The organism is Luteimonas sp. Soil_C_16 (assembly GCF_057657295.1).
Genome location: NZ_JBDGIS010000009.1, coordinates 92,319 through 118,137, shown reverse-complemented (window position 1 = coordinate 118,137; position 25,819 = coordinate 92,319). Strand labels below are relative to the sequence as shown.

Below are 25,819 nucleotides of genomic sequence, written 5' to 3'. Positions count from 1 at the left end.
CGCCATGCTGCTCCGCGCGACCGTCGTCCTGCTGGTGATCCTCAACTTCGGCGTTGCGGTGTGGTGGGCCGTGCGCGGCGCGCCGGGCGATGCGGCCGCGCTGGTCGACACGGGACCATCGACGCTGCGGCTGGTCGGCGAGCCGGCAGCGGAGGGCGCGGAAGCGCCTGCAGCCGGCGCGCCCGGTTCGGTCGAATCCGAAGCGACGGCGGCATCCGCCGGGGCAGAGGCGGAACGTCCCGTCGACACCGCACTGAGTGCGGCAAATCCCGCGCAATGCGTCGCGTTGGGACCGTTCGCCGATGCGCCGACCCGCGACGCGGCTCTGGCGCAGCTGTCGCCGGTGGCCGTGGCGGTCGCCGCGCGTGACGTCGGCGAGACCCCGCGTGGCTGGCGCGTCTGGATGGCGCCGTTGCCCGATCGCGCCGCGGCCGATGCGATGGTCGCGCGCCTGCTCGCGGCCGGCTTCAACGACTATTACGTGATCGCCGACGGCGCCGAAGCCAACGGCATCGCGCTGGGCCGGTTCGGCAGCGAGCCTGCCGCCAACGCGCGCGCGCAGGCGCTGCGCGACGCCGGTTTCCAGGCCGATGCCGCGCCGCTCGGCAGCACGCTCACGCGCCACTGGATCGACGCGACGCTGGCCGACGGCGACACCGGCGATGCCCTGCGCGCGCGCGTCGGCGCGGCCCGCGTCGAAACGCGCGACTGCAACGCGCAGTAGGTTGCAGGTTAGAATTCCGCCGCGGCCCCGCCGCATGCCATGCCGGCATAGCTCAGTTGGTAGAGCAACCGCCTTGTAAGCGGTAGGTCCCCAGTTCGAATCCGGGTGCCGGCACCAGTTGCGATGTCGTTCTGCGTGCGCCCGCGCCTTCCGGCGCCTCCCCACGGCCACCCCGGCGTCGATGCCACACCGCCGTCGCCCTGCGCGCGATGGCCGCGCATTCGCTCAGGAGAGGTCATGCAGCAGACGAATTCCCAGGTGTCGATCTTCGGCGTGCCCACCGATGTGGGCGCCGGTCGCCGCGGTGCATCGATGGGCCCCGAGGGCCTGCGCGTCGCAGGCCTGGTCGAGGCGCTGATCGCACGCGGCGTCGACGTCGACGACCTCGGCGATCTCAAGGGACCGAAGAATCCCTGGACCGGCCCGCGCGAGGGCTACCGCCATCTCGACGAGGTGGTCGCCTGGAACCGTGCGGTGCTCGAGGCGTCCAGCGCCGAACTCGCACGCGGGCGCATGCCGATCATGCTCGGCGGCGACCATTGCCTGGCGATCGGTTCGATCGCGGCGGTCGCCAACCACTGTCGTGCGACGGGCCGCAAGCTGCGCGTGCTGTGGCTGGACGCACATACCGACTTCAACACCTCGCAGATCACCCCGTCGGGCAACGTGCACGGCATGCCCGTGGCCTGCCTGTGCGGCATCGGCCCGGACGAACTGACCGGTCTGGGCGGCGTGTCGCCGTCGATGCAGGTCGCACAGTTCCGCCAGATCGGCATCCGCTCGGTCGATCCCGACGAGAAGCGCCTGGTCAAGGAACACGGCCTCGACATCTACGACATGCGCTACATCGACGAGGTCGGCATGCGCCGGGTGGTCGAGGAAGCGCTGGAAGGCCTGGACGACGACACGCATCTGCATGTGAGCTTCGACGTCGACGTGCTCGACCCGACCATCGCACCCGGTACGGGCACGCCGGTGCCGGGCGGCATCAACTACCGCGAGGCGCAGCTGGTGATGGAGATGATCGCCGACAGCGGGCGTCTGGGCTCGCTGGACATCGTCGAGGTCAACACTGCGCTCGACCAGGGCAACGCGACCGCGGAACTGGCGGTGGATCTGGTCGAAAGCCTGTTCGGCAAATCCACCTTGATGCGCGACTGAATCCAACGTCTTCACGCCACGCGCGCATCGTTGAACGCGCGATGCGGGCGCTCCAGCCGGTGCACACGGCTTTCACAAGGCAGGTTTCTATAGTCGCGCCATGGTTGCGGAGGTCCGCAGCTGTTCGCAACGAAACCGGAATCCCTGGAGAATCCCATGAAGCGTTTGACCGCACTGATGCTGCTCGCCATGTTCACCGTTGGCACCCTGACCGCCTGCAACACCATGAAGGGTGCCGGCCAGGACGTGCAGAAGGTTGGCGAGAAGGTGGAAGACAGCGCCAACAAGACCGGCGGCACCACCACGCGTCCCTGATCCACGCAGTCCATCGCACGAAAAGGCCGGCATTGCCGGCCTTTTTTTATGCGTGCACTCCAGGACCGACGCGCGCCTGCTCAGCGACGTGACGGCACGACTTACGAATTCGCGACCCGGGGTTGATGGCCGCAATGCGATGTTGGGGTCGCAGTACGGAACACGCATGCGCCAATGCGTCCGTGCCGCATCCACCCGAAGACAGGATCGATCGCCATGAACAAAGAAATCATTGCCGGCAAGTGGACCCAGGTGAAGGGCAAGGCGCAAGCCAAGTGGGGCGACCTGACCGACGACGTATTCGATGTCGCGGCCGGTGACAGCAAGTACCTTGCGGGCAAGCTGCAGGAGAAATACGGATGGGAGCGCGACCGCGCCGAGCGCGAGGTCAAGGACTTCGAGAAGACGCTCGACAGCTGATGCCGTCCTACGTGCGTTGCGACGCACAGTGCAATCGAAAGACGAACGGACCGGCTCGCGCCGGTCCGTTTGCATGTGCGGGGTCGAATACACGGAAAGGCTCAGGGATCCGGTACGAAGCCGCCCGGAAACGCTTCGGGTCGACGCGCCTGCGCCCAGGCGCGATGGCGGGGCAGGACACCACGTGCGATCAGTGCATCGACGCTGTCGTATCGCAGCGTGGTGACCTGCACGGGCGTGCGCGTGGCGCGCTCGAATGCGGTCGACGACACCGGCGCCCATTCGCGTGCGCCATGGCCGGTGCCGATGCTCTGGCGCTCGGCGCGCATGTTCGACGCGTTCGATTCGGCCGCAGCCGAATCGGAGGCCGCTGACGCCGCGCGCTCGCGTGCGACGGGCGCGAGCGGCGAGGGCGGTGCCGGGTAGGGCGCCCGGGACACCGCGACGGGCGGCGATGCGCGTTCGCCGAACACCGCGATGCCGATCGTGCCGACGTTGTCCGGGCGGCCGGTGCGTGCCGCGTAGCTGTCGCCGAGCGCTGCGAATTCGAAACGCGCGACATCGTCGTGCGACTTCCGCCACCCGGTGATCTCGGTCGTCTGCCAGGGCGCGAGCACGTAGCCGGTCTGCGAGGGCGCCGCGGTCTCGCCGCTGATCGCATTGACGCCGTCGACCGACAGCACGACGAGGACGCGCGCGCCGGTCGTGTTGGTCAGGCGGATCGCATAGGGCGCGCCCGGCGTGCCGGCGATCCAGCTGTCGCCGCGATACGACACGGGCTGGGCCGTGCTGCCGGTGTCGCGGTCGACGACTTCGATGCGGACACGCTCCTGGGCCTTCCAGGCGCGGGCTGCGTGCGCGGCGGGCATCATCAGCAGGCTGCCCAGCAGCAGCCAGACGGCGGCGGATCGAACGGAACGAGATGCGTGCATGGCGGTGTCTCGCGGGGTGGTGTACTGGCGAACGGCCCAGCATCGCGAACGGGGTTACGGCCGGTCGCACGCCGGCCAGCGGTTAGACTGGGAACCTGTTTTCCGCAGCCTGCAGCCCATGTCCCAGCGTCCCCAGCGCGTCCTCACCGGCATCACCACGTCCGGCACGCCGCACCTCGGCAACTACGTCGGTGCCGTGCGTCCGGCGATCACCGCCAGCCGCGCGCCCAACACCGAGAGCTTCTATTTCCTCGCCGACCTGCACAGCCTGATCAAGGCGCAGGACCCGGCGCGCACCCAGCGCTCGACGCTGGAGATCGCGGCGACGTGGCTCGCGGCGGGGCTGGATCCGTCGAAGGTGTGGTTCTACCGCCAGAGCGACGTGCCGGAAACCACGGAACTGATGTGGCTGCTGACCTGCGTGGCCGGCAAGGGCATCCTCAACCGCGCGCACGCCTACAAGGCGGCAGTCGACAAGAATCGCGCCGACGGCGAAGACGACGATGCGGCGGTGACGGCCGGCCTCTTCATGTATCCGGTGCTGATGGCTGCCGACATCCTGATCTTCAATGCCGACCGCGTGCCGGTGGGCCGCGACCAGATCCAGCACATCGAGATGGCGCGCGATTTCGCCCAGCGCTTCAACCACGTCTACGGCCGCGACTGGTTCAACCTGCCGGAAGCGGCGATCGACGACAACGTGGCGACGCTGCCGGGTCTCGACGGCCGCAAGATGAGCAAGAGCTACGACAACACCATTCCGCTGTTCGTGCCGCAGGCGCAGCTGAAGAAGCTGGTGTTCTCGATCCTCACCGATTCGAAGATGCCGGGCGAGGCGAAGTCGACCGAGGGCTCGGCGCTGTTCCAGCTCTACCAGGCGTTCGCGACGCCGGACGAAACCGCGGGTTTCTCGGCGGCATTCGCCGACGGCATCGGCTGGGGCGATGCGAAACAGCAGCTGTTCGATGTCGTCGAGCGCGAGATCGCACCGATGCGCGAACGCTACGAGGCCCTGATCGCGAAGCCGGGTGACATCGAGGACATCCTGCGCGATGGCGGTCAGCGCCTGCGCGAGCGCTACGCGATTCCGCTGCTGCGCGAGCTGCGCGACGCGGTCGGCCTGCGCAACCTCGGCAGCGCGGCGTCGATTCCGTCCGATGCGCCTGGGGCCGTCAGGGCGGCGCCGCCTGCGTTCAAGCAGTACCGCGAAGCCGACGGCAAGTTCTATTTCAAGCTCGTCGACGGCGAGCGTGTGCTGCTGCAGAGCGCGGCCTTCGACGCGCCGCGCGATGCGGGCCAGACCATCGCGCGCCTGCGCCGCGGTGAACTCGCGCTCGCCGACGCACCGGCCACCTTCGGTGACGGCGTCGATGCGGCCACCGTGCAGGCCGCGTTCGATGCGCTGGCCGCCGCCGATGCCGAGAAGGCCGCCTCGTGAACCCGACCGTCGCCCAGAATCTCGCGCTGCTGCTGTTCCTGCCGTGGTTCCTGATTCTGGGCGTGCTGTTCTGGGTGTACCCGCGCCAGCCGCGCGGCGCGCGACGCGTGGTGTTCGATCTCGTCAGTCTCGCGGCGTCCGTCGTCGCATTCCTGATGTCGATCCACTGGGCGCACGCGGTCGCCGACCGCGGCCACGGTTCGATGTGGGCGCAGATCCTGGCGACGGCGCTGGGCTACGGCGTGTTTCTCGCGGTGCTCGGCACTGCATTCGCAGTACGTAGGCGCGTCTTGCGCCGCCGCGGCTGAGCGGCTTCGACCAAGGCCGTATCGGGCGCGGGCGCCGCGCGGCCTAGACTGTCGGTTCTGTCCAACGGGAACGTCCGATGCACGATCACGCGATCACGATCATCGACACCGGCTACGTGCGCCCCGGGCTGTGCGCGGCCTATCTGGTGCAATCACAGGGCCGCGCGGCACTGATCGACTGCGGCACCGCGACCTGCGCGCAGACCGTGCTCGATGCGATCGACGCCGCCGGCGTGCCGCGCGATGCGGTCGACTGGCTGATGGTCACCCACGTGCATCTCGATCACGCCGGCGCTGCCGGTCCGCTGATCCGCGCGTTGCCGAACGCGCAGCTCGTCGTCCATCCGCGCGGCGCGCCGCACATGATCGATCCCACGAAACTCATCGCCGGCGCGAGAGCCGTCTATGGCGATGAAATGTTCGAACGCGACCACGCCGGCATGCTGCCGGTCGCCGAGGACCGCGTGGTCATCGCCGACGATGGTCACGTCGTCGAACTCGCCGGGCGCCCGCTGCTGTGCATCGACACGCCCGGCCACGCACTGCATCACTACAGCGTCTGGGACGCCGCGACGCGCAGCTGGTTCGCCGGCGACACGTTCGGCCTGTCGTATCGCGAACTCGATACCGCGAACGGTGCCTTCGTCCTGCCGACGACCTCGCCGGTGCAGTTCGATCCGGCGCAGATGCACGCCTCGATCGACAAATTGATTGCGAAATCGCCGGTCTCGATCCGCATCGCGCATTACGGCGAAGTCACCGAATGCGTGCGGCTCGCCGCCGATCTGCACACGCAGATCGATGCGATGGTCGCGATCGCGCGCGATGCGGACGGACATGCCGATCGCCACGCGCGGATCGTCGACGGACTGACGCGGCTCTACGCCGACCGCGCGCGTGCGCACGGCATCGAAGAGGCAGATGCGCGTGTGCAGGCGATCCTCGACGGCGACATTGTCATCAACGCGCAGGGTCTCGGCGTGTGGCTTGACCGGCAGACACGCGCCGGCTGAGGCCGCGCGCGTCAGTCCCAGGTATTGCGGTGCGGGCCCATCGGCGTGCGCTGCGGGCGCACGACGCAGAAGCGGTGTCCGCTCGGTGCCTGCATGACCCACCAGGTCTGCACCTGCTCGACGCGCACGGCGCCGAGTCGCTCCAGGCGTGCGACTTCGGCATCGACGTCGTCGGCTTCGATATCGAGATGGATGCGCGATGCGTGGTCGACTTTCTGCAGCATCAGCACCGGCTCGTCGTCGGCGGTGTCCAGCACGGCGTACCGCCCGTCATCGTCTTCGAGCGGCAACGGCCTGACCGGTTTGCCGAGCGCCTGACGCCAGAATTCGACGTGCGGCGCGAGATCCTCGACCTGGCAGTCGAGCACGAACGTGGACAGACGGCTGTGGTGCGGCATCTCCGATCCTCCGATGTAGATGCACCGGAGGATCGCGCGCCGATCGCACAGCCGGTGTGATCAGGGCAGCAGCGGCTGACCGAGCTCGGCGAACAGCAGGTTCTGCGCCTTGCGCGCGTTCGAGCGCGGCACCTTGGCGACCACGCCGGGATGCGTGAGCGCCAGATTGCCCTGCATCACCAGCGCGTCGACGTGCACGTAGCTGCGCGTGGTGTAGCGGTCGCCATCGCGGTCCACTTCGAAGCGCATCGGCGCGGTCAGGAAGTTGACGCCCTTCTGGTAGACGCGGCGGCGGCCGTCATCGCTGCGCAGCTTGTAGCCGTTGGCGGATGCCCAGGCGTCGATGCGTGCGAGCACGTCGCCCTCGGCGTTGAACGTGCGCTCGTCCCAGGGGTTGTTCGCGCTCTTCGCCCGGTTCGCGGTGAAGACGAGCGCCGCGAATCCAACCAGACCACCGAGGATCGCCCAGATCATGATCGACATCGCGCCGCCTTTCTTTTTAGATGAATGGGCGCGGACTGTAGACCGTGCGATGTGAGGGAAATGCTGGGGCACGCCCCAGCTTGCGCGCGCGGCGCGGCTCAGGCGTCGCTGCCGCGCCCCGGTCCGACGTGGGTCCGGACTTCGAACAGTTCGGGGAAGAACGTCAACTCCAGCGCCTGTTTGAGGAAGCCGACGCCGCTCGAGCCACCGGTGCCGCGCTTGAAGCCGATGATGCGCATTACCGTGCGCATGTGGCGGAAGCGCCACAGCTGGAACTGCGATTCGAGATCCACCAGGTCCTCGCACAGCGAGTACTCGCGCCAATGGCGTTCGGTGTCCTCATAGATCGACTCGAACACCGGCACCAGCGTGGCATCGAAGGTGTGCGGCTGGCGCCAGTCGCGCTGCAGGTGCCGCGGATCGACCGGATGGCCCCAGCGGGCGAGATAGCACAGGAATTCGTCGTAGAGGCCGGGCGCGTCGAGCACGGCCTGCAGCGCTGCCTGGCCGTCGGGCTCGTGGGCGAACACGTCGAGCATCGCCGCGTTCTTGTTGCCCAGCAGGAACTCGACGGTGCGGTACTGCAGCGACTGGAAGCCCGACGAGGGGCCCAGCACGTCGCGGAACTCCATGTACTCGGCCGGCGTCATCGTCTCCAGCACCGACCATTGCTCGGTCAGCTGCCGCAGCACCTGCTTGCAGCGCGCCAGCACTTTGCGGCAGCGCCAGACCTCGTCGCGCTGCAGATGGCCGATCGCCGCCGACAGTTCGTGGATCAGCAGCTTGAGCCACAGCTCCGAGACCTGGTGCTGGACGACGAACAGCATCTCGTCGTGATGTGGCGGCTGCGACAGCGGCTGCTGCGCCGCCAGCAGCAGGTCCAGACGCAGGTAGCCGCCGTAGGTGATGCGGCCGGACAGGTCGCGGTGGATGCCGTCTTCGAGAGGACGCTGGTTGCGGTCGATCGTCATCGGCGCAGGGTACCGCAGGCCCTCCGCTCCCGTGCGCGCTGACGCTGCGCGGCGACAAGTGCCGGCCGGCGTCATGCAATCGCCATCCAAGCCCGGCACAATCGGGCGTGGGGCGCTGTCGCCCGGGGACTCTTGGGGATTCACGCATGACTCGAACAACCAGCCGGCTGTTGTCGGCCTTGTTGCTGTGTTGCGGCGCGGGCGCCGCGCACGGCGAGGTCGTCATCAGCCAGGTATACGGCGGTGGCGGCAACAGCGGTGCGACGTATCGCAGCGACTTCATCGAACTGCACAACAACGGTGACCTGCCGGTCGACGTGAGCGGCTGGACGGTCCAGTACGCATCGACCAGCGGCACGAGCTGGCAGCTCACCGCCCTCGAGGGGAGCATCGCGCCGGGCGCGTACTACCTCGTCAAGCAGGCCGACGGCACCGGCGGCACCCAGGCGCTGCCGACACCGGATGCGACTGGCACCATCGCCATGGCCGGCGCCAACGGCAAGGTGGCGCTGGTGGAGGGTGGCGGTGCGCTGAGTGGCGCCTGTCCGACCAACGTGGTCGATTTCGTCGGCTACGGCACGGCAAACTGTTTCGAAGGCGCCGGTGCGGCGCCTGCATTGACCAACACGACCGCAGCGCTGCGCGCGGGCGAGGGGTGCACCGACACCAATCACAACGCGGCCGACTTCACCGCGGTGCTGGCGGCGCCACGCAACAGCGCCAGCGTTCCGAACATCTGCAGCGGTGGCGGCACGCTCTATCTGAGCATCACCGACACCAGCGGCGCCGAAGGCGACAGCGGCAGAACACCGTTCTTCGTGACCGTGTCGCTGAACCAGCCAGCCGGCCCGGACGGCGTGCGCTTCACCTACGCGACCGCCGACGGCACGGCGACCGTTGCCGACAACGACTACATCGCGCGCTCGAACACGCTCACCTTCAGTGAAGGCGAGCGCGAAATGACCTTGAGCGTCGAGGTCGTCGGCGACGAGACGGTCGAGCCGGACGAGATCTTCTACATCAACCTCAGCGACGTGTCGGGCGCGGAAGTGGCGAAGGGCCAGGCCGTCGTCACCATCCTCAACGACGACGTGACCACGCTGCCGATCCACGCGATCCAGGGCCGCGGCGCGCGTTCGCCGGTCGAGGGCCAGCCGGTCGCGACCACGGGCATCGTCACCGGCCGCAAGAACAACGGCTTCTTCATCCAGACGCCGGACGGCGAAGACGACGGTGATCCGTCAACGTCGGAAGGCCTGTTCGTGTTCACCAGCAGCGCGCCCTCGGCCGATGTCGCCGTCGGCAACAAGGTGCTGGTGCAGGGCATGGTGACCGAGTACGTGCCGACTGCCGATCCGCTGCAGCTGCCGCTGACCCAGATCACCAATGCATCGGTGGTCAAGCTGTCGGAAGGCCACGCGCTCCCAGCCGCGATCGTGCTCACCAACGACATGCCCAATGCCACCGGCGGCCTCGAGCAGCTGGAGCATCTGGAAGGCATGCGCGTCACCGCGCCGAGCTTCACCGTCGTCGCGCCGACCACGGGCAACACCAACGAAGCGCAGGCGACCGGCAGCAGCAATGGCCGTTTCGCCGTTGTCGTCACCGGCACGGCGCGTCCGTTCCGCGAGGCGGGCATCCAGATTCCGGATCCCGATCCGCTGGGCAGCAGCGCGCCGAACATTCCGCGCTGGGACTACAACCCGGAACTGATCGCGGTCAACAGCACCACGATCGGTGCGCCGACCGCCGATCTCGCCGCCGGCTGCCGCATCACCGGCGGCACGCTGACCGGTCCGCTCGACTACACCTTCCGCCGCTACACGATCTACCCCGAAAGCGCGCTCACCAGCGACTGCACCGGCGCCGGCGAACCGCGTCCGTCGATGCTGCCGGGCCCCGACCACGTGACCTTCGCGACCTACAACCTGCAGCGCTTCTTCGACACGGTGAACGACGCCAACAGCGGTCCGACCCTGACGCCGGCCGCGCTGGAGCGTCGCCTGTCGAAGGCCTCGATCGGCATCCGCGCGTATCTGCACACCCCGGACGTCGTCGGCGTCACCGAGGTGGAGAACCTCCCGGTGCTGACCACGCTCGCCAACCGCATCAATGCCGATGCGATCGCCGCGGGCCAGCCGGATCCTGCTTACGTCGCGTATCTCGAAGAAGGCTTCGACGTCGGCGGCATCGACGTCGGCTTCCTGGTCAAGACCGCGTCGGTCGGCAGCGTCGCCCGCATCGCGGTGGGCGCTGTCGAACAGGTCGGCACCGAGGAAGTGCTGACCAATCCGAACGGTTCGACCAGCGTGCTCAACGACCGTCCGCCGCTGGTGCTCGACGCCGTGGCTCACTTCACCGACGGCCGCCGCTATCCGTTCACCGCGATCGTCGTGCACCAGCGTTCGCTGAGCGGCATCGAAGCCGATACCGCCGGCACCAACGGCTGGGCCACCGGTGGCCAGCGGGTGCGCGACAAGCGCCAGAAGCAGGCCGAATACCTGGCCACGCTGATCGACGGCATGCAGAAGGCCGACGCGACGCGCCAGATCGTGGTGCTCGGCGATTTCAACGCGTTCGAGTTCAACGACGGCTACGTCGACGCGATGGGCACGGTCACCGGCCTGCCGTCGCCCGACGGCGAAACCGCGGTGGACAACGACGGCGCGGTGCTGATCGCACCGTCGCTGCTCAACATGACGCTGGAAGCGTCTGCCGAGGAGCGCTACTCCTTCGTGTTCGATTACCAGGCGCAGTCGCTCGACCACGTGCTGGTGAACCAGGCGCTGGTGGATTCGCCGCTGGTCGTCGGCCTCGACGTCAGCCACGCGCGCATCAATGCCGACTTCCCCGAAGTCGCGCGCAATGACGCCAACACGCCGACGCGTCTGTCCGATCACGATCCGACGGTGCTGCTGGTGCGTCTGCAGCCGGCGACGGTCGCCGATCTGGGCATCACTGTCGCGGCCGCGAATGCGGAAGTGTTCGCGGGCGACACGCTGGCGTTCACTGCGACGCTGGCCAACGGCGGTCCCGATGCCGCGCAGTTCCCGGGCTTCGGCGCGGTGCTGGATGCGGAACTCGATGATCTGCTGGTCACGCCGCCTGCCGACTGGAGCTGTGATGCGCCGGCCGTCGCCGACGGCAAGACCACGCTATCGTGCAGCAGCGAAACGCTGGCGAACGCGGGGCAGGCGGTGTTCGCACTGTCGGCGGTCGCCCCCGACGCGTTGATCGACGAGACCGTGACGCTGACCGTCGCGGCCACGTCGCAGACGCAGGATCCGAATGCGGCCAACGACAGTGCCATCGCCGCGGTGTCGATCGTCGAGGATCCGGCGACGGCCGCGCAGCCGCTGGTCAACGGCGTGCAGCTCGGCGGCATCGAAGGTGTTGCGGGCGAATCGCGTCTGTTCCGCATCGACGTGCCGGCCGGCGCGCGCAACCTGCGCATCCTCACCGCCGGCGGAACCGGCGACGTGACGCTGTATGCGAGTCGCGACGTGCTGCCGACGGTCGATGCGTGGCAGCTGCGTTCGCAGCGTCCGGGCAACAACGAAACCGTGACGCTCGCGGCGCCGCAGGCGGGCACGTGGTACGTGCGCGTGGTCGGCGAACGCGCCTTCGGTCGCCTGACGGTGCGCGCCAGTTACACGCCCTGATCGCGATCCGGATGCAACGGAAAACCCCGGCCACGTGCCGGGGTTTTTCGTTCCCGGGCCGGCTGCGGAGTCTCGCGCGGCGCCCGGCTGCTAGGATGCGGGGCTGACGAAACAGGGGACGACACCGCATGAGCCAGCCTTCTCCGGACACCGCAGCGCCACGCGGCGCCATCGCCCGGTTCCTCGATACGGTCGAACGCGTGGGCAACAAACTGCCGGATCCGGCGATGCTGTTCCTGCTGTTGATGCTCGCGGTGTGGGCACTGTCGTGGGCCTTGTCGGGTGTGGATTTCCAGGCGATCGATCCGCGTACCGGCACGCCGATCCAGGTGATCAACCAGCTCTCGGGCGAATCGCTGACCGCCTTCATGGCGAACATGGTCCGCGTGTTCCTCGGCTTCGCGCCGCTGGGCGTGGTGCTGGTGGCGATGCTCGGACTCGGCGTTGCCGAGCACACCGGCTTCATCAACGCCGCGCTGCGTCGCGTGCTGTCGGTGACGCCGAAGCAGCTGCTGACCCCGGCACTGGTCGCGGTCGCGGTGCTGAGCCACGTCGCGGTCGACGCCGGCTACGTGCTGGTGATTCCGCTCGGCGGGGTGATCTTCTACGCCGCGGGCCGGCATCCGCTGGCGGGTATCGCAGCGGCGTTCTGTGGTGTGTCGGGCGGCTTCTCGGCGACGCTGCTGGTGCCATCCTCGCTCGATCCGCTGCTCGCCGGTTTCACCCAGGAAGCGGGCCGCATCCTCGACCCGGCGCTCATCGTCAATCCGCTCAACAACTGGATCTTCACCAGCGCATCGAGCCTGCTGATCATTGCGATCGGCTGGTTCGTCACCGACCGCATCGTCGAGCCGCGCCTCAAGCGCACGGTCGTCGACGGCGATCCGGCGAATCTGCCGAAGATGGACGAGCTCAACGCCGCCGAGAAGCGCGGCCTGCTGTGGGCGGTGGTCGCGATGCTGGTGGCCGCTGCACTGTTCGCGCTGACGCTGATGCCCGAGACCTCGCCGTGGCGCGCACCTGCCGAAGCCGTGCCCGATGGCAGCCATCCGCTGCTCGTTGCCGCCGCGCCGGTGATGCAGTCGATCGTCGCGCTGATCTTCGTGCTGTTCCTGCTGCCGGGCGTGGTCTACGGCTACATCGCCGGCACCGTCAAGACGCATCGCGACATCATCGCGGCGATGACCAAGTCGATGAGTGGCATGGGCTACTACATCGTCATCGCGTTCTTCATCGCGCAGTTCCTGGCCGGCTTCAACGGCTCGGGCCTCGGCACGCTGATGGCGGTCGAAGGCGCGGATTTCCTCAAGGGCCTCGGCCTGCCGATGTGGCTGACGATCATCGGCCTGATCCTGATGACCGGCGTCGTGAACCTGTTCATCGGTTCGGCGTCGGCGAAGTGGGCGCTGCTCGCGCCGATCATGGTGCCGCTGATGATGCAGCTCGGCGTGTCGCCCGATCTGACCCAGGCGGCCTACCGCGTCGGCGATTCGATGACCACGATCCTGACGCCGCTGATGCCGTATTTCCCGCTGATCGTCGTGTTCTGCCAGCGCTACGTGACCTCGGCCGGCATCGGCACGCTGGTGTCGATCATGATTCCGTATTCGATCGCGCTGTCGATCCTGTGGACGCTGTTCCTGCTCGCGTTCTGGGGTCTGGGCATTCCGCTGGGCGTGGGTGCGAGCTACGTGTACCCCGCCGGCTGAATGCGCTGACGCGTTCTGCTGCACCGCCGCAACTGCACGGGATCACGGGCCAGGGATGGCGAAGGTCACTTTCCATGTGGTCCGGGCGCCGCTAACTTAGCGCGTCGCCCGGCCCGGTCCGCGGCATCGATCAACGTCAGGAGTCGCCCTACGTGTCAATGAATCCGTACGCCGCCGAGGAACAGAAAACCATCCTCGGCCATCCGCGCGGCCTGTTCGTGCTGTTCTTCGCCGAAATGTGGGAGCGGTTCTCCTACTACGGCATGCGCGCGCTGCTGATCTTCTATCTCGTGCAGCACTGGATGTACTCGGATTCCGAGGCTTCGGTGATCTACGGCGCCTACACCGCGCTGGTGTACATCGCGCCTGTGGTCGGCGGCTACCTCGCCGACCGCTATCTGGGACAGCGGAAGGCGGTCCTGTTCGGCGCCGTGCTGCTGACCTTCGGCCACTTCCTGATGGCGTTCGAAGGCGACGGCGGCCAGTCCGCGGCCGAGATCAACATCTTCTGGCTGGCGCTGGCCTTCATCATCGTGGGCTCGGGCTTCCTGAAAGCCAACATCTCGGTGATGGTCGGTCAGCTGTACCCGCGCACGGACATCCGTCGCGATCCGGCCTACACGATCTTCTACATGGGCATCAACCTGGGCGCGATGCTCGGTTCGCTGATCGCCGGTTATCTCGGCCAGACCTACGGCTGGGCCTACGGCTTCGGCGCGGCGGGTGTCGGCATGCTGCTCGGCCTGGTGGTGTTCGTGATGGGCAAGCCGCTGCTGATGGGCCGTGGTGAATCGCGTGTCCCCGAGCGCCTGGCGGCGCCCGTGCTGGGCGGCCTGCGGTTCGAATGGATGCTCTACATCCTCGGTGTCGCGGCCGTCGGTCTGGTGTGGTTCCTGCTGCAGCACCAGAAGCTGGTGGGCGGTCTGCTCGGTGCCTCGGGCGTGCTGCTGATCGGCTTCGTGTTGTGGAAGGCGGTGTTCAAGCTGGAACGCCAGGACCGCGACCGCATCCTCGCGGCGCTGTATCTGATCATCGGTTCGGTGCTGTTCTGGGCGCTGTTCGAGCAGGCCGGCGCATCGCTAAACCTGTTCACCGATCGCTCCGTGGATCGCACCATCTTCGGATGGGAAGTCCCGGCGTCGATGTTCCAGTCGCTGAACTCGTTCTACATCATCACCCTGGCGCCGATCTTCGCGATGGTGTGGCTGTGGCTGGCCAAGCGCGGATTCGAACCGTCGGCGCCGGCCAAGTTCGCGCTCGGCGTGGTGCTGGTCGGTGCGGGCTTCCTTGTGCTGGTGGCCGGTGCGAAGTCCGCAGGCGCGGGCGCCACCCCGGTGATCTTCATCTTCCTGATCTACCTGCTGCACACACTGGGCGAGCTGTGCCTGTCGCCGGTCGGCCTGTCGGCGATGAACCGCCTCAGCCCGGCGAACATGGCCAGCCTGATCATGGGCGCCTGGTTCTTCGCATCCGCCACCGGCAATTTCGCGGCCGGCCTGATTTCGGCGGCCACGGGCGGTGAAGGCGGCGGTGTCGCGCGCGTCATGGAGGTCTACTCCAACGTCGGCTGGCTGGCCGTCGGCGTGGGTGTGGTCATGCTGCTGATCGCGCCGCTGATCCGTCGCCTGATGCATCTCGACACGCTCAAGGACGACGAGCCGACGCTTGCAGGTCAGGACGGCATCGGTGAGCCGGTCGCCGCCGGCACCAGGCTCGACCAGGAACGCCGCCCGTAACCGGACGGTGATTTCGACACGAAAACAGCGCCCTTGGGCGCTGTTTTTGTTTGAGCCGAGCGATTCGCGCAGCGCGCGGACTCAATCCTTCAGCGGCGCCTCGAGCTTGGCCATCATCGCGGCGAAGGTCGCGCGCTCGGCCTCGTCCAGCGGCGCCAGCACGTTGCGCTGGTACTCCAGCGCCAGCGGCACGACGACGTCGTAGACCGCGTAGCCGGCCTCGCTGAGTTCCAGCACCGAGCGGCGGCGATCGCTGTCGTGCATCTCGCGTTCGATCAGTGCGCGCTCGAGCAGGCGCGCGACCGCGCGGCTCACCGCCACCTTGTCCATCGCCGTGCGTTCGGCCACGCCGTTCGCCGACAGGCCCGGATAGCGGCCCAGCACCGCGATCACCCGCCATTCCGTCACGCTGATGCCGAAGCGCTCGCTGTAGATGTCGGCCAGTCCGCGGCTGATGCGGTTGGTCAGCACGCTCAGCCGGTACGGCAGGAACTGCTCGAGATCGAGGCGGTGGTGCCCGTGGCCGTCGTGGGCGTCGGCGGGGTCGGACAGGGCAGCAGGAGGGGCCGCGGTCTGGGTCATGGTGCGATGCGCCTTGCAATTAGGTTGCATGCGTAACTATAAAGGACGGTCTGAAACCGCCCGTTCCCGGCCGGCCCCATCGCGACGGAGTATCCCATGAGCGCTCACGCACACACCGCCCCCAATCTCGGCATGGAAGTGACCACGTTCGAGAACCCGATGGGCATCGACGGCTTCGAGTTCGTCGAGTTCGCCGCGCCTGCGGGCCAGGCGGATTTCATGCACACCTATTTCCGCAACATGGGCTTCACCGCGGTGCTCAAGCACAGGACGCGGGCGATCACCGTGTACCGGCAGGGCGGGGTGAACTTCCTGCTCAACGAAGATCCGGATTCGTTCGCATCCGATTTCGCCAAGGCGCACGGCCCGTCCGCCTGCGGCTTCGCGATCCGCTTCAAGCAGCCGGCCGGCGACGTCTACGGCAAGGTGCTCGACAACGGTGGCGAGGCGATCGGTGATCGCGAATCGAGCAAGGCCGTCGACGCGCCGGTGGTCAAGGGCATCGGCGACTGCATGCTGTATCTGGTCGATCGCTACGGCGGTGCGGGCTCGATCTACGGCGACGACTACGTCGCGATCGACGGCGCCGACCAGAACCCGACCGGGTTCGGCCTGACCTTCATCGACCACCTCACGCACAACCTCTACTTCGGCAACATGCAGAAGTGGTCGGACTACTACGAAAAGCTGTTCAACTTCCGCGAGATCCGCTACTTCGACATCAAGGGCGCGAAGACCGGCCTGAAGTCGAAAGCGATGACCGCGCCCGACGGCGTGGTGCGCATTCCGCTCAACGAGTCGAACGATCCGAAGTCGCAGATCAACGAATATCTCGACGCGTACAAGGGCGAGGGCATCCAGCACATCGCCTGCTTCACCGACGACATCTATGCGTCGATCGAACAGATGCGCGAGAAGGGCATCGACTTCCTCGACACGCCGGAAACCTACTTCGACGTCATCGACCAGCGCATTCCGGCGCACGGCGAAGACGTCGAGCGTCTGCGCCGCAACAAGATCCTGATCGACGCCGATCCGGAGACCAAGCAGCGCAAGCTGCTGCAGATCTTCACCAAGAACGCGTTCGGCCCGATCTTCTTCGAGATCATCCAGCGCAAGGGCAACGAGGGCTTCGGCGAAGGCAACTTCCAGGCGCTGTTCGAGAGCATCGAACGCGACCAGATGCAGCGCGGCGTGCTCTGAGTCCAGCGCGGCGTCGTGCGCCGCGCCATTGAGGCGCGGAGCGGCGCAGGCGGGTCTGCAGCCGTCATCCCCGATCGCGGGGATGCACGGCGGAATATTCATTCGGGTGAAGCCATGAACGCATCGACGGACGACACGGTGACGGCGCTGCCGCTGGACCACGCGCAAGTGCGCGGTCCGCGCGGGTACATGTCCGGTTTCGGCAACGAGTTCGCGACGCAGGCCGAGCCCGGCACGCTGCCGATCGGGCGGAATTCGCCGCAGCGCGTGGCGCATGGCCTGTACGCCGAACAGCTTTCGGGCACCGCGTTCACCGCGCCGCGCGGCGAGAACCGGCGCAGCTGGCTCTACCGCATCCGTCCTGCGGCGATGCACGGCACGTTCTCGCCGTTCCAGCAGCCGCGATTCCATGACGGTTTCGATCGCGGTCCGGTGCCGCCTGACCAGATGCGCTGGAGTCCGTTGCCGATCCCCGAGACGCCGGTCGATTTTGTCGACGGCCTGTTCTCGATGGCCGGCACCGGCGGGCCGGGTGCGCACGAGGGCGTGGGCATCCACGTCTATGCCGCGAACATGTCGATGACCGACCGTTTTTTCTACAGCGCAGACGGCGAACTGCTGATCGTGCCGCAGCAGGGACGGCTGACCCTGGCGACCGAATTCGGTGTGCTCGAAGTCGAGCCGCAGGAGATCGCGGTGATCCCGCGCGGCGTGCGCTTCCGCGTCGAACTGCCCGACGGGCCGAGCCGCGGCTACGTGTGCGAGAACCAGGGGCATGCGCTGCGCCTGCCCGATCTGGGTCCGATCGGCGCGAACGGCCTGGCCAATCCACGCGACTTCCTCGCGCCCGTCGCGGCGTACGAAGACACCGAAGGCGACTTCACCCTGATCGCCAAGTTCCAGGGCCATCTGTGGCAGGCGCCGATCGACCACTCGCCGCTCGACGTCGTCGGCTGGCACGGCAACTACGCGCCGTACAAGTACGACCTGCGCCGCTTCAACGCGATCGGTTCGATCAGCTTCGACCACCCCGACCCGAGCATCTTCACCGTGCTCACCTCGCCCAGCGACACGCCCGGCACGGCGAACATGGATTTCGCGATCTTCCCGCCGCGCTGGCTGGTGGCGCAGGACACGTTCCGGCCGCCGTGGTTCCACCGCAACGTCGCCAGCGAGTTCATGGGGCTGGTGCACGGCCAGTACGACGCCAAGGCCGACGGCTTTTCGCCCGGCGCGTGCTCACTGCACAACTGCATGAGCGGACACGGCCCGGACGCAGCGACGTTCGAGAAGGCCAGCGCCGCCGATCTGTCCAAGCCCGACGTCATCAGCGGCACGATGGCCTTCATGTTCGAGACGCGCGCGGTGATCCGCCCGACACGGCAGGCGCTCGACGCCGTGCATCGCCAGGGCGATTACCAGGCCTGCTGGGCGGGCCTGCAGCGCAACTTCGTGCCACCGCGCGGCTGAGCCATGCGCGGCGGCGTCAGGCCACCGCGTCGGCTTCGCCTTCGAGCGCCAGCGTCAGGCCACCGCGTCGGCTTCGCCTTCGAGCGCCAGCGCGGCCAGTGCCGGCAGGTGCGGTTCCGGCAGCACTTCCGCCACGCGCTCGCGCACGCGCGCCGCGTATCCGGGTTTGGTGAACACAGGCAGGCCCGCGAGCGCTTCGAGGATCGCGGTCACCGTCTCGGCTTCGTCGGCGCTGCCGACCAGGCGTGCACGCAGCGCCGTGGCAGCCGGCGCGCGCTGCAGTTCCAGCATGCCCTGCACGTAGATGCGTGCTGCGCTCAGCGAACGGCGACGCGTGGACGCGGGTGCCGCCGTGGACGCGTCCGCATCGCCTTCGGGCGCAGGCACCGACATCCCCGCATCGAGTGCGTCCAGATAGCCCAGCGTCTGCAACTGCAGCAGCAGCGCGGGCGTGCCCGCGCCGAGCATGCGCGTGAGCTCGACGGTGGTGCGTTGGCCGTCGCACAGGATCAGCGCACGCCGCTGCCGCAGATCCAGAGAGCCGGCGTGGGTGGCGAGTGCGCGATGCGCGAGTTCGGTCTTGCGGGCGGGCACGGCGGTGGCTTCCAGCGGCAGGCGTGCAGCATGGGAAGCGCCGATGAAACATCCATGACACGCCGCGGCCCGGTGGGCGGAAGCGTGGGCCACGTCCCGTTCACGCGGGCGCGCTAGTCTCCCGCCGGTCACCTTCCAGGAGTTGTCGCATGCATTTCCATCGCGCCCTGCCGGCCATCGCCGTGCTGTCCCTCGCACTCGCCGCGTGCCAACGCGACGAAGCGCCGCCCGCCGAGCCCGTGCCCGCGGCGTCCGCGCCGGCCGTGGCCGCCGAACCGGCGCCGCCGGGCGATCAGCCCGATGCGCACGTGCCGCCGGCCAATGCGATGGGCACCAACGTGCCCGAGGTCGTCGATGGCGTCGTGACGTTCCAGGGCTTCGGCCCGGCCGCATTCGGCAGCGATGCCGAGCAGGTCCGCATGGCCTGGGGCAATGATCTCGGCGATGCGAAGCCGTCCGAGCCGGGCGGCTGCTACTACCTGACGCCGCCGCCGATGGGCACCGCGCGTTACGACATCGGTTTCATGATCGAAGGCGACCGCTTCTCGCGCATCGACGTCGGCAACGACGGCTATACCGCGCCGGGCGGCGGCAAGGTCGGTATGGAGCGCGCGGAGATCGAGCGCCTGTATGCAGGTCGCGTCGAAGCCTCACCGCACAAGTACGTCGAAGGCGCGCACACGCTGCGCGTGACCGACACCGGTGGCGGCAACGCCGCGCTGGTGTTCGAGACCGATGCGGCCGGCAAGGTCACCGGTTGGCGGATCGGCGTGCCGCCGCAGGTCGATTACGTCGAACGCTGCGGCTGATCAGGCGACGTCCGGGTCGCGACGCGCCGCGACCCGGAGTTACTGGCGCTCGGCAGGCGCCGGGTCTTCCTCGTCGACGACCTTCTGCTGCGCATCGGGCACACGATCGGGATGCGGCGGACGGTCGTCCATCAGCGGCAGCGCCGCACGCGACATCAGATGTGCGCTGATCGGAGCGGTCAGGAACAGGAACACGGTGATCAGCAGTTCGCGCGGATGCACGCCGCTGCCGTTGACCCAGTGATAGACGATCGACGCGAACAGGATGCAGCCCACGCCGAGCGTGCTGGCCTTCGCCGGACCGTGCACGCGCTGGAAGAAGTCGCGCAGTTTGAGCAGCGCGATCGCGCCGAGCAGGGTGAAGAAGCAACCCACCACGAGCAGGAAGGCGAGGACGGCGTCGAGAACGGTGCTCATTCGACGATGTCCCGGCGGATGACGTATTTGCTCAGCACGACGGTGCCGACGAAGCCCAGCATCGCGATGACCAGGGCGGCCTCGAAATAGATCTCGGTGTTCATCAGCATGCCGAACAGGATCAGCTGGGCGATGGAGCTGACGTAGAGCGTGTCCAGCGCCAGGATGCGGTCGGGCGCGGTGGGACCGCGCAGCAGCCGCCACAGCGACAGCAGCATGGCGATGCCGACCAGATGCATGCCGACGATGATCGCGATCGTGATCATGGGAATACCTCGCGCAACGGTGCCTCGTAACGGCTCTTGATCTCGGCGACGAGCGCCTGCGGATCATCGGTACTGAGGCAGTGGATCAGCAGGTGTTTGCGGTCCTCCGACAACTCGGCGGACACGGTGCCCGGCGTCAGCGTGATCACGCTGGTCAGCGCCGAGATGCCGTGGATGTTGGTCAGGTCCAGCGGCACCCAGACGAACTGCGAATGCAGCTTGTGGTTCGGGCCGAGCACCTGTTTCGCCACCGTGAGGTTGGCGATCAGGATGTCCCACAGCAGGCGCCCGATCAGCGTCCAGATGCCGCGCAGGCGACCGAGCTGGGCGAACTCGCGTTCCAGGCGGGCGGCGAGCTGCGGCATCAGCCAGGCCAGCAGCAGCGCCATGACGATGTTGCCGGGGCCGTAGTCCTCGGCCATCAGCAGCCAGAACAGGAAGACCGTCAGGCTCTGCGGGATCGACGGCAGGAAGCGCCGCATGAAGGGCTGACGGGACGTCATCGCGAAGGCTCCCTGAGCACGGGCGTTTCGCCGATGACGCGTTCGATCATCTCCGACGGCGCCAGCAGTTGCGCCGCGGTTGCTTCGGTGTAGCGCAGGATCGGACCGGCGAACACGGTCATGACGACGCCGTAGCCGAGCAGCAGCATCGTCGCGGCGAGCTCGCTGCGACGCAGCGGCGGCGCTTCGACGCCTTCGGCGACGGGATCGACGCGCCAGAACAGACGCGTGCCGCTGCGCGACAGGCCGATCACCGCCATCAGGCTGCTGCCGAGGATCGCGGCCCAGACCCAGCCGATCACGTCCTCGGGCACCGAGTTCAGCAGCTGCAGCTTGCCGATGAAGCCCGACAGCGGCGGCAGACCCGAGACCGACACCGCGGCAACGAGGAACAGCAGCGCCGGCACGGTCTTGCCGGGCATCGACGCGATCGGCATCAGATAGTCGCCGGTGCCGCCGCGATGACGCTGGATGATGTCGGCCAGCAGGAACAGTGCGGCGGTGACGAACACGCTCTGCGGCAGGTAGTACAGGCCGGCCGAGATCGCACCGGCATTGCCGAGCGAGAACGCGACGAACAGCGTGCCCGCCGACAGCAGCACCAGATACGCGACGCCGATGCGCAACCGCGGCGCACCGACCACGCCGAGCGCGGCCAGCACCATCGTCGCTGCGCCCGCAGGCAGCAGCCACGGCCAGGCGAAATCGGCCAGCAGGCCGGCCTCGCTGCCGAACACCAGCGTGTAGATGCGCAGCACCGCGTACAGACCGACCTTGGTCATGATGGTGAACAGTGCGGCGACTGCGGCCGGCGCACGTGCATAGGCTTCCGGCAACCACAGATACAGCGGCAGCAATGCGGCCTTGGCGCAGAACACCAGCAGCAGCAGACCGGCGCCGGCGCGCACCAGCAGCGCCTGGTCCGGTCCGAGTGCCGCCACGCGCACCGCCATCTCGGCCATGTTGAGCGTGCCGAGCATGCCGTAGAGCAGGCCGAGCGCGAGCAGGAACACGGTGGACGCGGCGATGTTGAACACCACGTAGTGCATGCCGGCCTTGATGCGCGCACCGCGCGCGCCGCTGAGCAGCAGGCCGTACGAGGCGATCAGCATCACCTCGAAGAACACGAACAGGTTGAACACGTCGCCGGTCAGGAACGCGCCGTTGAGGCCGGCGAGCTGCACCTGGAACAGCGCGTGGAAGTGCAGGGCGCGCTTGTCCCAACCCGCGCAGGCGTAGAGCAGGCAGGGAATCGCCAGCAGCGTCGTGGTCGTGACCATCAACGCCGAGAGGCGATCGACGACCAGCGCGATGCCGAGACGCGCCGGCCAGTCGCCGAGCAGATACACCACGGTGTCGCCGTCGAGCACTTCGCGCAGCAGGGCCACGTTCGTCACCAGCAGCGCGGCCATGCCGATCCACGCCCACATCCGCAGCACGGACGCGCGATGGCTGCGCTCGAGCAGCAGCAGGATCGCGCCGGTGACCAGCGGCACCAGGACGGGGGCGATCGCGATGTGGTTCATCGACGGCCTCCACGCTGTTCTTCGTCGGGTTCCTCACCATCGACGTGGTCGGTGTGCAGGTCCGAGTGCTCGCGCATCGCGATGACGACGGTCACTGCGGTCATCGCGAAGGCGATGACGATGGCGGTGAGCACCAGCGCCTGCGGCAGCGGATCGGTGTAGTTGGCCAGCGTCTCGGCCAGGCCGTCCTTGAGCACCGGCGGCTTGCCGACGACGGGACGGCCGGACGAAAAGATCAGCAGGTTGGTCGCATACGAGAGCAGCGTCAGCCCGAGGATCACGTCGAAGGTGCGTGCGCGCAGCAGCAGGTAGACACCCGAGGCGGCGAGCACGCCGATGGCGGAAGCGATTGCGAGTTCCATCAGTGCGCCTCCTCCGCAGCCTGACGTTGTTTGACCGTGCCCATCGTCGAGAGCATCAGCAGGGTGCCGGCGAACACGACCACGTAGACGCCGGTGTCGAACACGAGGGCGCTGGCAAGCGGCAGCAGACCGATCAGCGGCAGCTCGAGATCGAGATGCCCGCTGGTCAGGAACGGCACGTCGAACCACCACGAACCGACACCGCCGATCACCGCCAGCAGCAGGCCGACGCCGATGCCGCGCAGGTAGTCGAAGCCGAACGTCGCCTCGACCGCGCGCGCGCCCTGCAGCACGTACTTCACCAGCACCGGCACCGCGAACACGAGGCCGGCGATGAAGCCGCCGCCCGGCGCGTTGTGGCCGCGCAGGAACAGGTAGATCGACACCGTCAGCGCCAGCGGGAACAGCAGCTGGGTGAGATCGGCTGCGATCGGCAGTTGCACCGGCGGGCCGGGCATCACTTCATCGGGTTTCAGGCGTGCCCAGCGCAGCATCGCGTGGACCACCAGCGCGGCCGTGCCGAACACGGTGATCTCGCCGAAGGTATCGAAGCCGCGGAAGTCGACCAGGATCACGTTGACCACGTTGCGGCCGTAGGCCTCGGGCAAGGACCGCACCAGCAGTTCGTTGGAGATCGTATCGGCCGGCGAGACCATCATCGCGTAGGCCAGCGCGCCGAGACCGCCGCCGGCGACGATCGAGATCGCGACGTCGCGGAACTTGCGCAGCGGACGGCGCGTGCTCTTCGACTGCTTGGGCAGATAGTTCAGCGCCATCATCATCAGCGCGATCGTCACCATCTCGACCAGCAGCTGGGTCAGCGCGAGATCGGGCGCGGACAGATAGACGAACAGCAGACTCACCGCCAGACCGACGCCGCCGATCACGATCAGCGCGGTCAGGCGCTTGCCGTGCACGACCACGGTGCCGATCGACGCGGCCACGATCACCGCCCAGATCATCCAGCCCATCACCGGCAACGGACGCGGCCCCGGGCCGTTGGCGATCAGCTCGGCGAAGTTGCCCAGCAGCGGCCAGCCGGCCAGCACCAGCGCGACCAGCAGCAGACCGAACAGGCTGCGCTGCAGGCTGCCGTTGGCGACGCGCGCGGTGAACGCGCGGGCCAGCGAGAACAGGCGCTCCAGATTGACCTGGAAGACCTGGCGGCCGGTCGAGCGCGTGACCACCGCATGGAAATCGAGCAGCTTGCGCAGGCCGAAATACAGCAGCACGCCGAACACCAGGCTGGCGACGCTCATCATCAGCGGCAGGTTGATGCCGTGCCACACGGACAGGCTGAAGTCCGGCGTCGCATCCCCGAGCGTGCCGCGCGCCATCGTGTGCAGCAGCGGGCCGACGGTCAGCGCCGGAATGATGCCGATCACCAAGCACAGGATCGCCAGCACGCCGACCGGAATGCGCATCCAGCGCGGCGGTTCGTGCGGCACCACGTCGAGCGCGCGGGGACCGCGGCCGAAGAAGGTGTCGTGCACGAAGCGCAGGCTGTAGGCGATGCCGAACACGCCGGCCAGCAGCGCCGCGATGCTGATCACCCAGCGCATCGTGCCGTGGCCGCCGATCTCCAGCGCCTCGGCGAAGAACATCTCCTTCGACAGGAAGCCGTTGAGCAGCGGGATGCCGGCCATCGCCAATGACGCGACGATCGCCAGCGCACTGGTCATCGGCATCAGGCGTCTGAGATTGCCGAGCCGGCGCATGTCGCGCGTGCCGGTCTCGTGGTCGATGATGCCCGCGGCCATGAACAGCGAGGCCTTGAACATCGCGTGGTTGAGGATGTGGAACAGGCCCGCGACGACCGCCATCTCGGTCGACAGGCCGAACAGCAGCGTGATCAGGCCGAGGTGGGAGATCGTCGAGTACGCCAGCAGGCCCTTGAGGTCGTGCTGGAAGATCGCGAACCACGCGCCCATGACCAGCGTCGTCGCGCCGATGCCGCTGACGACGTAGAAGAAGAGATCGGTCCCGGCCAGCGCGGGATGCAGGCGGGCCAGCAGGAACACGCCGGCCTTCACCATCGTCGCCGAATGCAGGTACGCCGAGACCGGCGTCGGCGCGGCCATCGCGTGCGGCAGCCAGAAGTGGAACGGGAACTGCGCGCTCTTGGTGAAGATGCCCAGCAGCACCAGACCCAGCGCCCACGGATACAGATGGCTCGCGCGGATCAGATCGCCCGAGGCCAGCACGACATCGAGGTCGTAGCTGCCGACGATGCGGCCGATCAGCAGCACGCCGCCCAGCAGCGCCAGACCGCCCATGCCGGTGATCGTCAGCGCCATGCGCGCGCCCTGGCGGGCGTCCTGGCGATGCGACCAGAAGCCGATCAGCAGGAACGAACTGATCGAGGTCAGCTCCCAGAACACCGCGAGCAGCAGCAGGTTGCCGGCGATGACCATGCCGAGCATCGCGCCCATGAAGAGCAGCAGATAGGTGAAGAACCGCCGCGGACTGTCCTTGGCCGACAGGTAGTAATGGCCGTAGAGCACGACCAGCCCGCCGATGCCCAGCACCATCGATGCGAACGTCCAGGCCAGCCCGTCCATGCGCAGGCTGAAATCCAGCCCGGCTTCGGGAATCCATGCGTACTGAGTCTTGAGAATGGTGCCGTCGAAGACGCCGCCGGCCAGCAGGGCCAATACGCCCAGACCCAGCAACGGCACGAGACCGGCCAGCCAGGCGATGGTGCGGCGGGACGCATTCGCGGACAGCGCTACGGCGAGCGCCAGCACGAAGGGCAGGGCCAAGAGAAGTTCGAGCATCGGGCTCCTTGTGGAGGCAGGTCGGCCAGTCGGCCGGCGG

At 67.8% G+C, this 25,819-nt stretch carries 25 protein-coding genes and 1 tRNA gene; 14 read left to right on the top strand and 12 right to left on the bottom strand.

Features of this window, described 5'->3' with window-relative positions; all coding sequences use genetic code 11:
* The first annotated feature begins 4 nt into the window (after positions 1-4).
* The 5 genes from AC3A5T_RS15905 (at position 5) to AC3A5T_RS15885 (ending at position 2,620) form a co-directional block, all read left to right on the top strand.
* Positions 5-724, top strand: a complete 720-nt coding sequence (locus AC3A5T_RS15905; RefSeq protein WP_487629377.1) for an SPOR domain-containing protein — start codon at positions 5-7, stop codon at positions 722-724.
* Positions 725-765: 41 nt separating this feature from the next.
* Positions 766-841, top strand: a tRNA-Thr gene (locus AC3A5T_RS15900).
* 120 nt (positions 842-961) lie between these two features.
* Positions 962-1,885: an arginase gene (gene rocF, locus AC3A5T_RS15895; RefSeq protein ID WP_487629376.1), complete on the top strand. Its 924-nt coding sequence runs from the start codon at positions 962-964 to the stop codon at positions 1,883-1,885.
* Between the two features lie 156 nt (positions 1,886-2,041).
* Positions 2,042-2,200, top strand: coding sequence for an entericidin A/B family lipoprotein (locus AC3A5T_RS15890; protein ID WP_232115549.1), 159 nt, complete (start codon positions 2,042-2,044; stop codon positions 2,198-2,200).
* A gap of 216 nt (positions 2,201-2,416) precedes the next feature.
* Positions 2,417-2,620, top strand: a complete 204-nt coding sequence (locus AC3A5T_RS15885; protein WP_487629375.1) for a CsbD family protein — start codon at positions 2,417-2,419, stop codon at positions 2,618-2,620.
* A 101-nt stretch (positions 2,621-2,721) separates the two neighbouring features.
* On the opposite strand, the gene AC3A5T_RS15880 is transcribed toward AC3A5T_RS15885, so the two are convergent.
* The gene (locus AC3A5T_RS15880) at positions 2,722-3,552 is read right to left on the bottom strand and encodes a hypothetical protein (RefSeq protein WP_487629374.1); all 831 of its coding nucleotides are present in this window, start codon (positions 3,550-3,552) and stop codon (positions 2,722-2,724) included.
* Between the two features lie 118 nt (positions 3,553-3,670).
* Here AC3A5T_RS15880 and AC3A5T_RS15875 point away from each other — a divergent pair, with 118 nt between their 5' ends.
* The 3 genes from AC3A5T_RS15875 to AC3A5T_RS15865 all read left to right on the top strand — a co-directional run bounded on the left by AC3A5T_RS15875 (position 3,671) and on the right by AC3A5T_RS15865 (position 6,311).
* Positions 3,671-4,990, top strand: a complete 1,320-nt coding sequence (locus tag AC3A5T_RS15875) for a tryptophan--tRNA ligase (protein ID WP_487629373.1) — start codon at positions 3,671-3,673, stop codon at positions 4,988-4,990.
* Positions 4,987-5,298 carry a hypothetical protein gene (locus tag AC3A5T_RS15870; RefSeq protein ID WP_487629372.1) on the top strand — a complete coding sequence of 104 codons (312 nt, stop codon included), beginning with the start codon at positions 4,987-4,989 and terminating at the stop codon, positions 5,296-5,298. Before AC3A5T_RS15875 ends, AC3A5T_RS15870 begins: the two co-directional genes overlap by 4 nt.
* A gap of 77 nt (positions 5,299-5,375) precedes the next feature.
* Positions 5,376-6,311, top strand: coding sequence for an MBL fold metallo-hydrolase (locus AC3A5T_RS15865; protein ID WP_487629371.1), 936 nt, complete (start codon positions 5,376-5,378; stop codon positions 6,309-6,311).
* An 11-nt stretch (positions 6,312-6,322) separates the two neighbouring features.
* Here AC3A5T_RS15865 and AC3A5T_RS15860 read toward each other — a convergent pair whose 3' ends face one another.
* The 3 genes from AC3A5T_RS15860 to AC3A5T_RS15850 all read right to left on the bottom strand — a co-directional run bounded on the left by AC3A5T_RS15860 (position 6,323) and on the right by AC3A5T_RS15850 (position 8,163).
* Positions 6,323-6,709: a VOC family protein gene (locus AC3A5T_RS15860; RefSeq protein WP_487629370.1), complete on the bottom strand. Its 387-nt coding sequence runs from the start codon at positions 6,707-6,709 to the stop codon at positions 6,323-6,325.
* Between the two features lie 60 nt (positions 6,710-6,769).
* Positions 6,770-7,192, bottom strand: coding sequence for a hypothetical protein (locus AC3A5T_RS15855; protein ID WP_487629369.1), 423 nt, complete (start codon positions 7,190-7,192; stop codon positions 6,770-6,772).
* A 98-nt stretch (positions 7,193-7,290) separates the two neighbouring features.
* Positions 7,291-8,163 carry a tryptophan 2,3-dioxygenase gene (locus AC3A5T_RS15850; RefSeq protein ID WP_487629368.1) on the bottom strand — a complete coding sequence of 291 codons (873 nt, stop codon included), beginning with the start codon at positions 8,161-8,163 and terminating at the stop codon, positions 7,291-7,293.
* 146 nt (positions 8,164-8,309) lie between these two features.
* Between AC3A5T_RS15850 and AC3A5T_RS15845 the strand changes: the two genes are divergently transcribed.
* The 3 genes from AC3A5T_RS15845 to AC3A5T_RS15835 all read left to right on the top strand — a co-directional run bounded on the left by AC3A5T_RS15845 (position 8,310) and on the right by AC3A5T_RS15835 (position 15,270).
* Entirely contained in the window at positions 8,310-11,825 is a 3,516-nt protein-coding gene (locus AC3A5T_RS15845) for a Calx-beta domain-containing protein (protein WP_487629367.1), read from the top strand.
* 128 nt (positions 11,826-11,953) lie between these two features.
* The gene (locus AC3A5T_RS15840; RefSeq protein WP_487629366.1) at positions 11,954-13,534 is read left to right on the top strand and encodes an AbgT family transporter; all 1,581 of its coding nucleotides are present in this window, start codon (positions 11,954-11,956) and stop codon (positions 13,532-13,534) included.
* Positions 13,535-13,692: 158 nt separating this feature from the next.
* Positions 13,693-15,270 carry a peptide MFS transporter gene (locus AC3A5T_RS15835; protein WP_487629423.1) on the top strand — a complete coding sequence of 526 codons (1,578 nt, stop codon included), beginning with the start codon at positions 13,693-13,695 and terminating at the stop codon, positions 15,268-15,270.
* An 81-nt stretch (positions 15,271-15,351) separates the two neighbouring features.
* Here AC3A5T_RS15835 and AC3A5T_RS15830 read toward each other — a convergent pair whose 3' ends face one another.
* A complete protein-coding gene (locus AC3A5T_RS15830; RefSeq protein WP_487629365.1) occupies positions 15,352-15,852 on the bottom strand; it encodes a MarR family winged helix-turn-helix transcriptional regulator in 501 nt (166 codons plus the stop codon).
* Positions 15,853-15,984: 132 nt separating this feature from the next.
* On the opposite strand from AC3A5T_RS15830, the gene hppD reads away from it, so the two are divergent.
* Entirely contained in the window at positions 15,985-17,055 is a 1,071-nt protein-coding gene (gene hppD / locus AC3A5T_RS15825; RefSeq protein WP_487629422.1) for a 4-hydroxyphenylpyruvate dioxygenase, read from the top strand.
* A gap of 189 nt (positions 17,056-17,244) precedes the next feature.
* Positions 17,245-18,525 (top strand): homogentisate 1,2-dioxygenase, encoded by a 1,281-nt coding sequence (gene hmgA / locus AC3A5T_RS15820; RefSeq protein WP_487629421.1) that lies wholly within the window; start codon positions 17,245-17,247, stop codon positions 18,523-18,525.
* Positions 18,526-18,579: 54 nt separating this feature from the next.
* Here hmgA and AC3A5T_RS15815 read toward each other — a convergent pair whose 3' ends face one another.
* On the bottom strand, positions 18,580-19,119 hold the full coding sequence (locus AC3A5T_RS15815; RefSeq protein ID WP_487629364.1) for a hypothetical protein: 540 nt from the start codon (positions 19,117-19,119) through the stop codon (positions 18,580-18,582).
* Between the two features lie 149 nt (positions 19,120-19,268).
* Here AC3A5T_RS15815 and AC3A5T_RS15810 point away from each other — a divergent pair, with 149 nt between their 5' ends.
* Complete coding sequence (locus tag AC3A5T_RS15810) at positions 19,269-19,928, top strand: lectin (protein ID WP_425497235.1); 660 nt, start codon at positions 19,269-19,271, stop codon at positions 19,926-19,928.
* Positions 19,929-19,967: 39 nt separating this feature from the next.
* Here the strand turns inward: AC3A5T_RS15810 and AC3A5T_RS15805 are convergent, their stop codons facing one another.
* From AC3A5T_RS15805 to AC3A5T_RS15780, 6 genes are read right to left on the bottom strand one after another with little or no spacing between them, the layout of a single operon-like run.
* Positions 19,968-20,345, bottom strand: a complete 378-nt coding sequence (locus tag AC3A5T_RS15805; RefSeq protein WP_487629363.1) for a Na+/H+ antiporter subunit G — start codon at positions 20,343-20,345, stop codon at positions 19,968-19,970.
* Positions 20,342-20,611 (bottom strand): K+/H+ antiporter subunit F, encoded by a 270-nt coding sequence (locus AC3A5T_RS15800; RefSeq protein ID WP_232137995.1) that lies wholly within the window; start codon positions 20,609-20,611, stop codon positions 20,342-20,344. Before AC3A5T_RS15800 ends, AC3A5T_RS15805 begins: the two co-directional genes overlap by 4 nt.
* Positions 20,608-21,114 (bottom strand): Na+/H+ antiporter subunit E, encoded by a 507-nt coding sequence (locus AC3A5T_RS15795; protein ID WP_487629362.1) that lies wholly within the window; start codon positions 21,112-21,114, stop codon positions 20,608-20,610. Before AC3A5T_RS15795 ends, AC3A5T_RS15800 begins: the two co-directional genes overlap by 4 nt.
* A complete protein-coding gene (locus AC3A5T_RS15790) occupies positions 21,111-22,640 on the bottom strand; it encodes a monovalent cation/H+ antiporter subunit D (protein ID WP_487629361.1) in 1,530 nt (509 codons plus the stop codon). Before AC3A5T_RS15790 ends, AC3A5T_RS15795 begins: the two co-directional genes overlap by 4 nt.
* On the bottom strand, positions 22,637-23,002 hold the full coding sequence (locus AC3A5T_RS15785) for a Na+/H+ antiporter subunit C (protein WP_232137992.1): 366 nt from the start codon (positions 23,000-23,002) through the stop codon (positions 22,637-22,639). The genes AC3A5T_RS15790 and AC3A5T_RS15785 overlap by 4 nt, the downstream gene beginning before the upstream one ends.
* Complete coding sequence (locus tag AC3A5T_RS15780) at positions 23,002-25,779, bottom strand: monovalent cation/H+ antiporter subunit A (protein WP_487629360.1); 2,778 nt, start codon at positions 25,777-25,779, stop codon at positions 23,002-23,004. The genes AC3A5T_RS15785 and AC3A5T_RS15780 overlap by 1 nt, the downstream gene beginning before the upstream one ends.
* Positions 25,780-25,819: the final 40 nt, after the last annotated feature.

Excerpts from the sequence above, each read along its gene's own strand:
- AC3A5T_RS15905 (WP_487629377.1), top strand. The coding sequence starts at position 5 with ATGCTGCTCCGCGCGACCGTCGTCCTGCTGGTGATCCTCAACTTCGGC.
- rocF (WP_487629376.1), top strand. The coding sequence starts at position 962 with ATGCAGCAGACGAATTCCCAGGTGTCGATCTTCGGCGTGCCCACCGAT.
- AC3A5T_RS15890 (WP_232115549.1), top strand. The coding sequence starts at position 2,042 with ATGAAGCGTTTGACCGCACTGATGCTGCTCGCCATGTTCACCGTTGGC.
- AC3A5T_RS15885 (WP_487629375.1), top strand. The coding sequence starts at position 2,417 with ATGAACAAAGAAATCATTGCCGGCAAGTGGACCCAGGTGAAGGGCAAG.
- AC3A5T_RS15880 (WP_487629374.1), bottom strand. The coding sequence starts at position 3,552 with ATGCACGCATCTCGTTCCGTTCGATCCGCCGCCGTCTGGCTGCTGCTG.
- AC3A5T_RS15875 (WP_487629373.1), top strand. The coding sequence starts at position 3,671 with ATGTCCCAGCGTCCCCAGCGCGTCCTCACCGGCATCACCACGTCCGGC.
- AC3A5T_RS15865 (WP_487629371.1), top strand. The coding sequence starts at position 5,376 with ATGCACGATCACGCGATCACGATCATCGACACCGGCTACGTGCGCCCC.
- AC3A5T_RS15860 (WP_487629370.1), bottom strand. The coding sequence starts at position 6,709 with ATGCCGCACCACAGCCGTCTGTCCACGTTCGTGCTCGACTGCCAGGTC.
- AC3A5T_RS15855 (WP_487629369.1), bottom strand. The coding sequence starts at position 7,192 with ATGTCGATCATGATCTGGGCGATCCTCGGTGGTCTGGTTGGATTCGCG.
- AC3A5T_RS15850 (WP_487629368.1), bottom strand. The coding sequence starts at position 8,163 with ATGACGATCGACCGCAACCAGCGTCCTCTCGAAGACGGCATCCACCGC.
- AC3A5T_RS15845 (WP_487629367.1), top strand. The coding sequence starts at position 8,310 with ATGACTCGAACAACCAGCCGGCTGTTGTCGGCCTTGTTGCTGTGTTGC.
- AC3A5T_RS15840 (WP_487629366.1), top strand. The coding sequence starts at position 11,954 with ATGAGCCAGCCTTCTCCGGACACCGCAGCGCCACGCGGCGCCATCGCC.
- AC3A5T_RS15835 (WP_487629423.1), top strand. The coding sequence starts at position 13,693 with ATGAATCCGTACGCCGCCGAGGAACAGAAAACCATCCTCGGCCATCCG.
- AC3A5T_RS15830 (WP_487629365.1), bottom strand. The coding sequence starts at position 15,852 with ATGACCCAGACCGCGGCCCCTCCTGCTGCCCTGTCCGACCCCGCCGAC.
- hppD (WP_487629422.1), top strand. The coding sequence starts at position 15,985 with ATGGAAGTGACCACGTTCGAGAACCCGATGGGCATCGACGGCTTCGAG.
- hmgA (WP_487629421.1), top strand. The coding sequence starts at position 17,245 with ATGTCCGGTTTCGGCAACGAGTTCGCGACGCAGGCCGAGCCCGGCACG.
- AC3A5T_RS15810 (WP_425497235.1), top strand. The coding sequence starts at position 19,269 with ATGCATTTCCATCGCGCCCTGCCGGCCATCGCCGTGCTGTCCCTCGCA.
- AC3A5T_RS15805 (WP_487629363.1), bottom strand. The coding sequence starts at position 20,345 with ATGAGCACCGTTCTCGACGCCGTCCTCGCCTTCCTGCTCGTGGTGGGT.
- AC3A5T_RS15800 (WP_232137995.1), bottom strand. The coding sequence starts at position 20,611 with ATGATCACGATCGCGATCATCGTCGGCATGCATCTGGTCGGCATCGCC.
- AC3A5T_RS15795 (WP_487629362.1), bottom strand. The coding sequence starts at position 21,114 with ATGACGTCCCGTCAGCCCTTCATGCGGCGCTTCCTGCCGTCGATCCCG.
- AC3A5T_RS15790 (WP_487629361.1), bottom strand. The coding sequence starts at position 22,640 with ATGAACCACATCGCGATCGCCCCCGTCCTGGTGCCGCTGGTCACCGGC.
- AC3A5T_RS15785 (WP_232137992.1), bottom strand. The coding sequence starts at position 23,002 with ATGGAACTCGCAATCGCTTCCGCCATCGGCGTGCTCGCCGCCTCGGGT.
- AC3A5T_RS15780 (WP_487629360.1), bottom strand. The coding sequence starts at position 25,779 with ATGCTCGAACTTCTCTTGGCCCTGCCCTTCGTGCTGGCGCTCGCCGTA.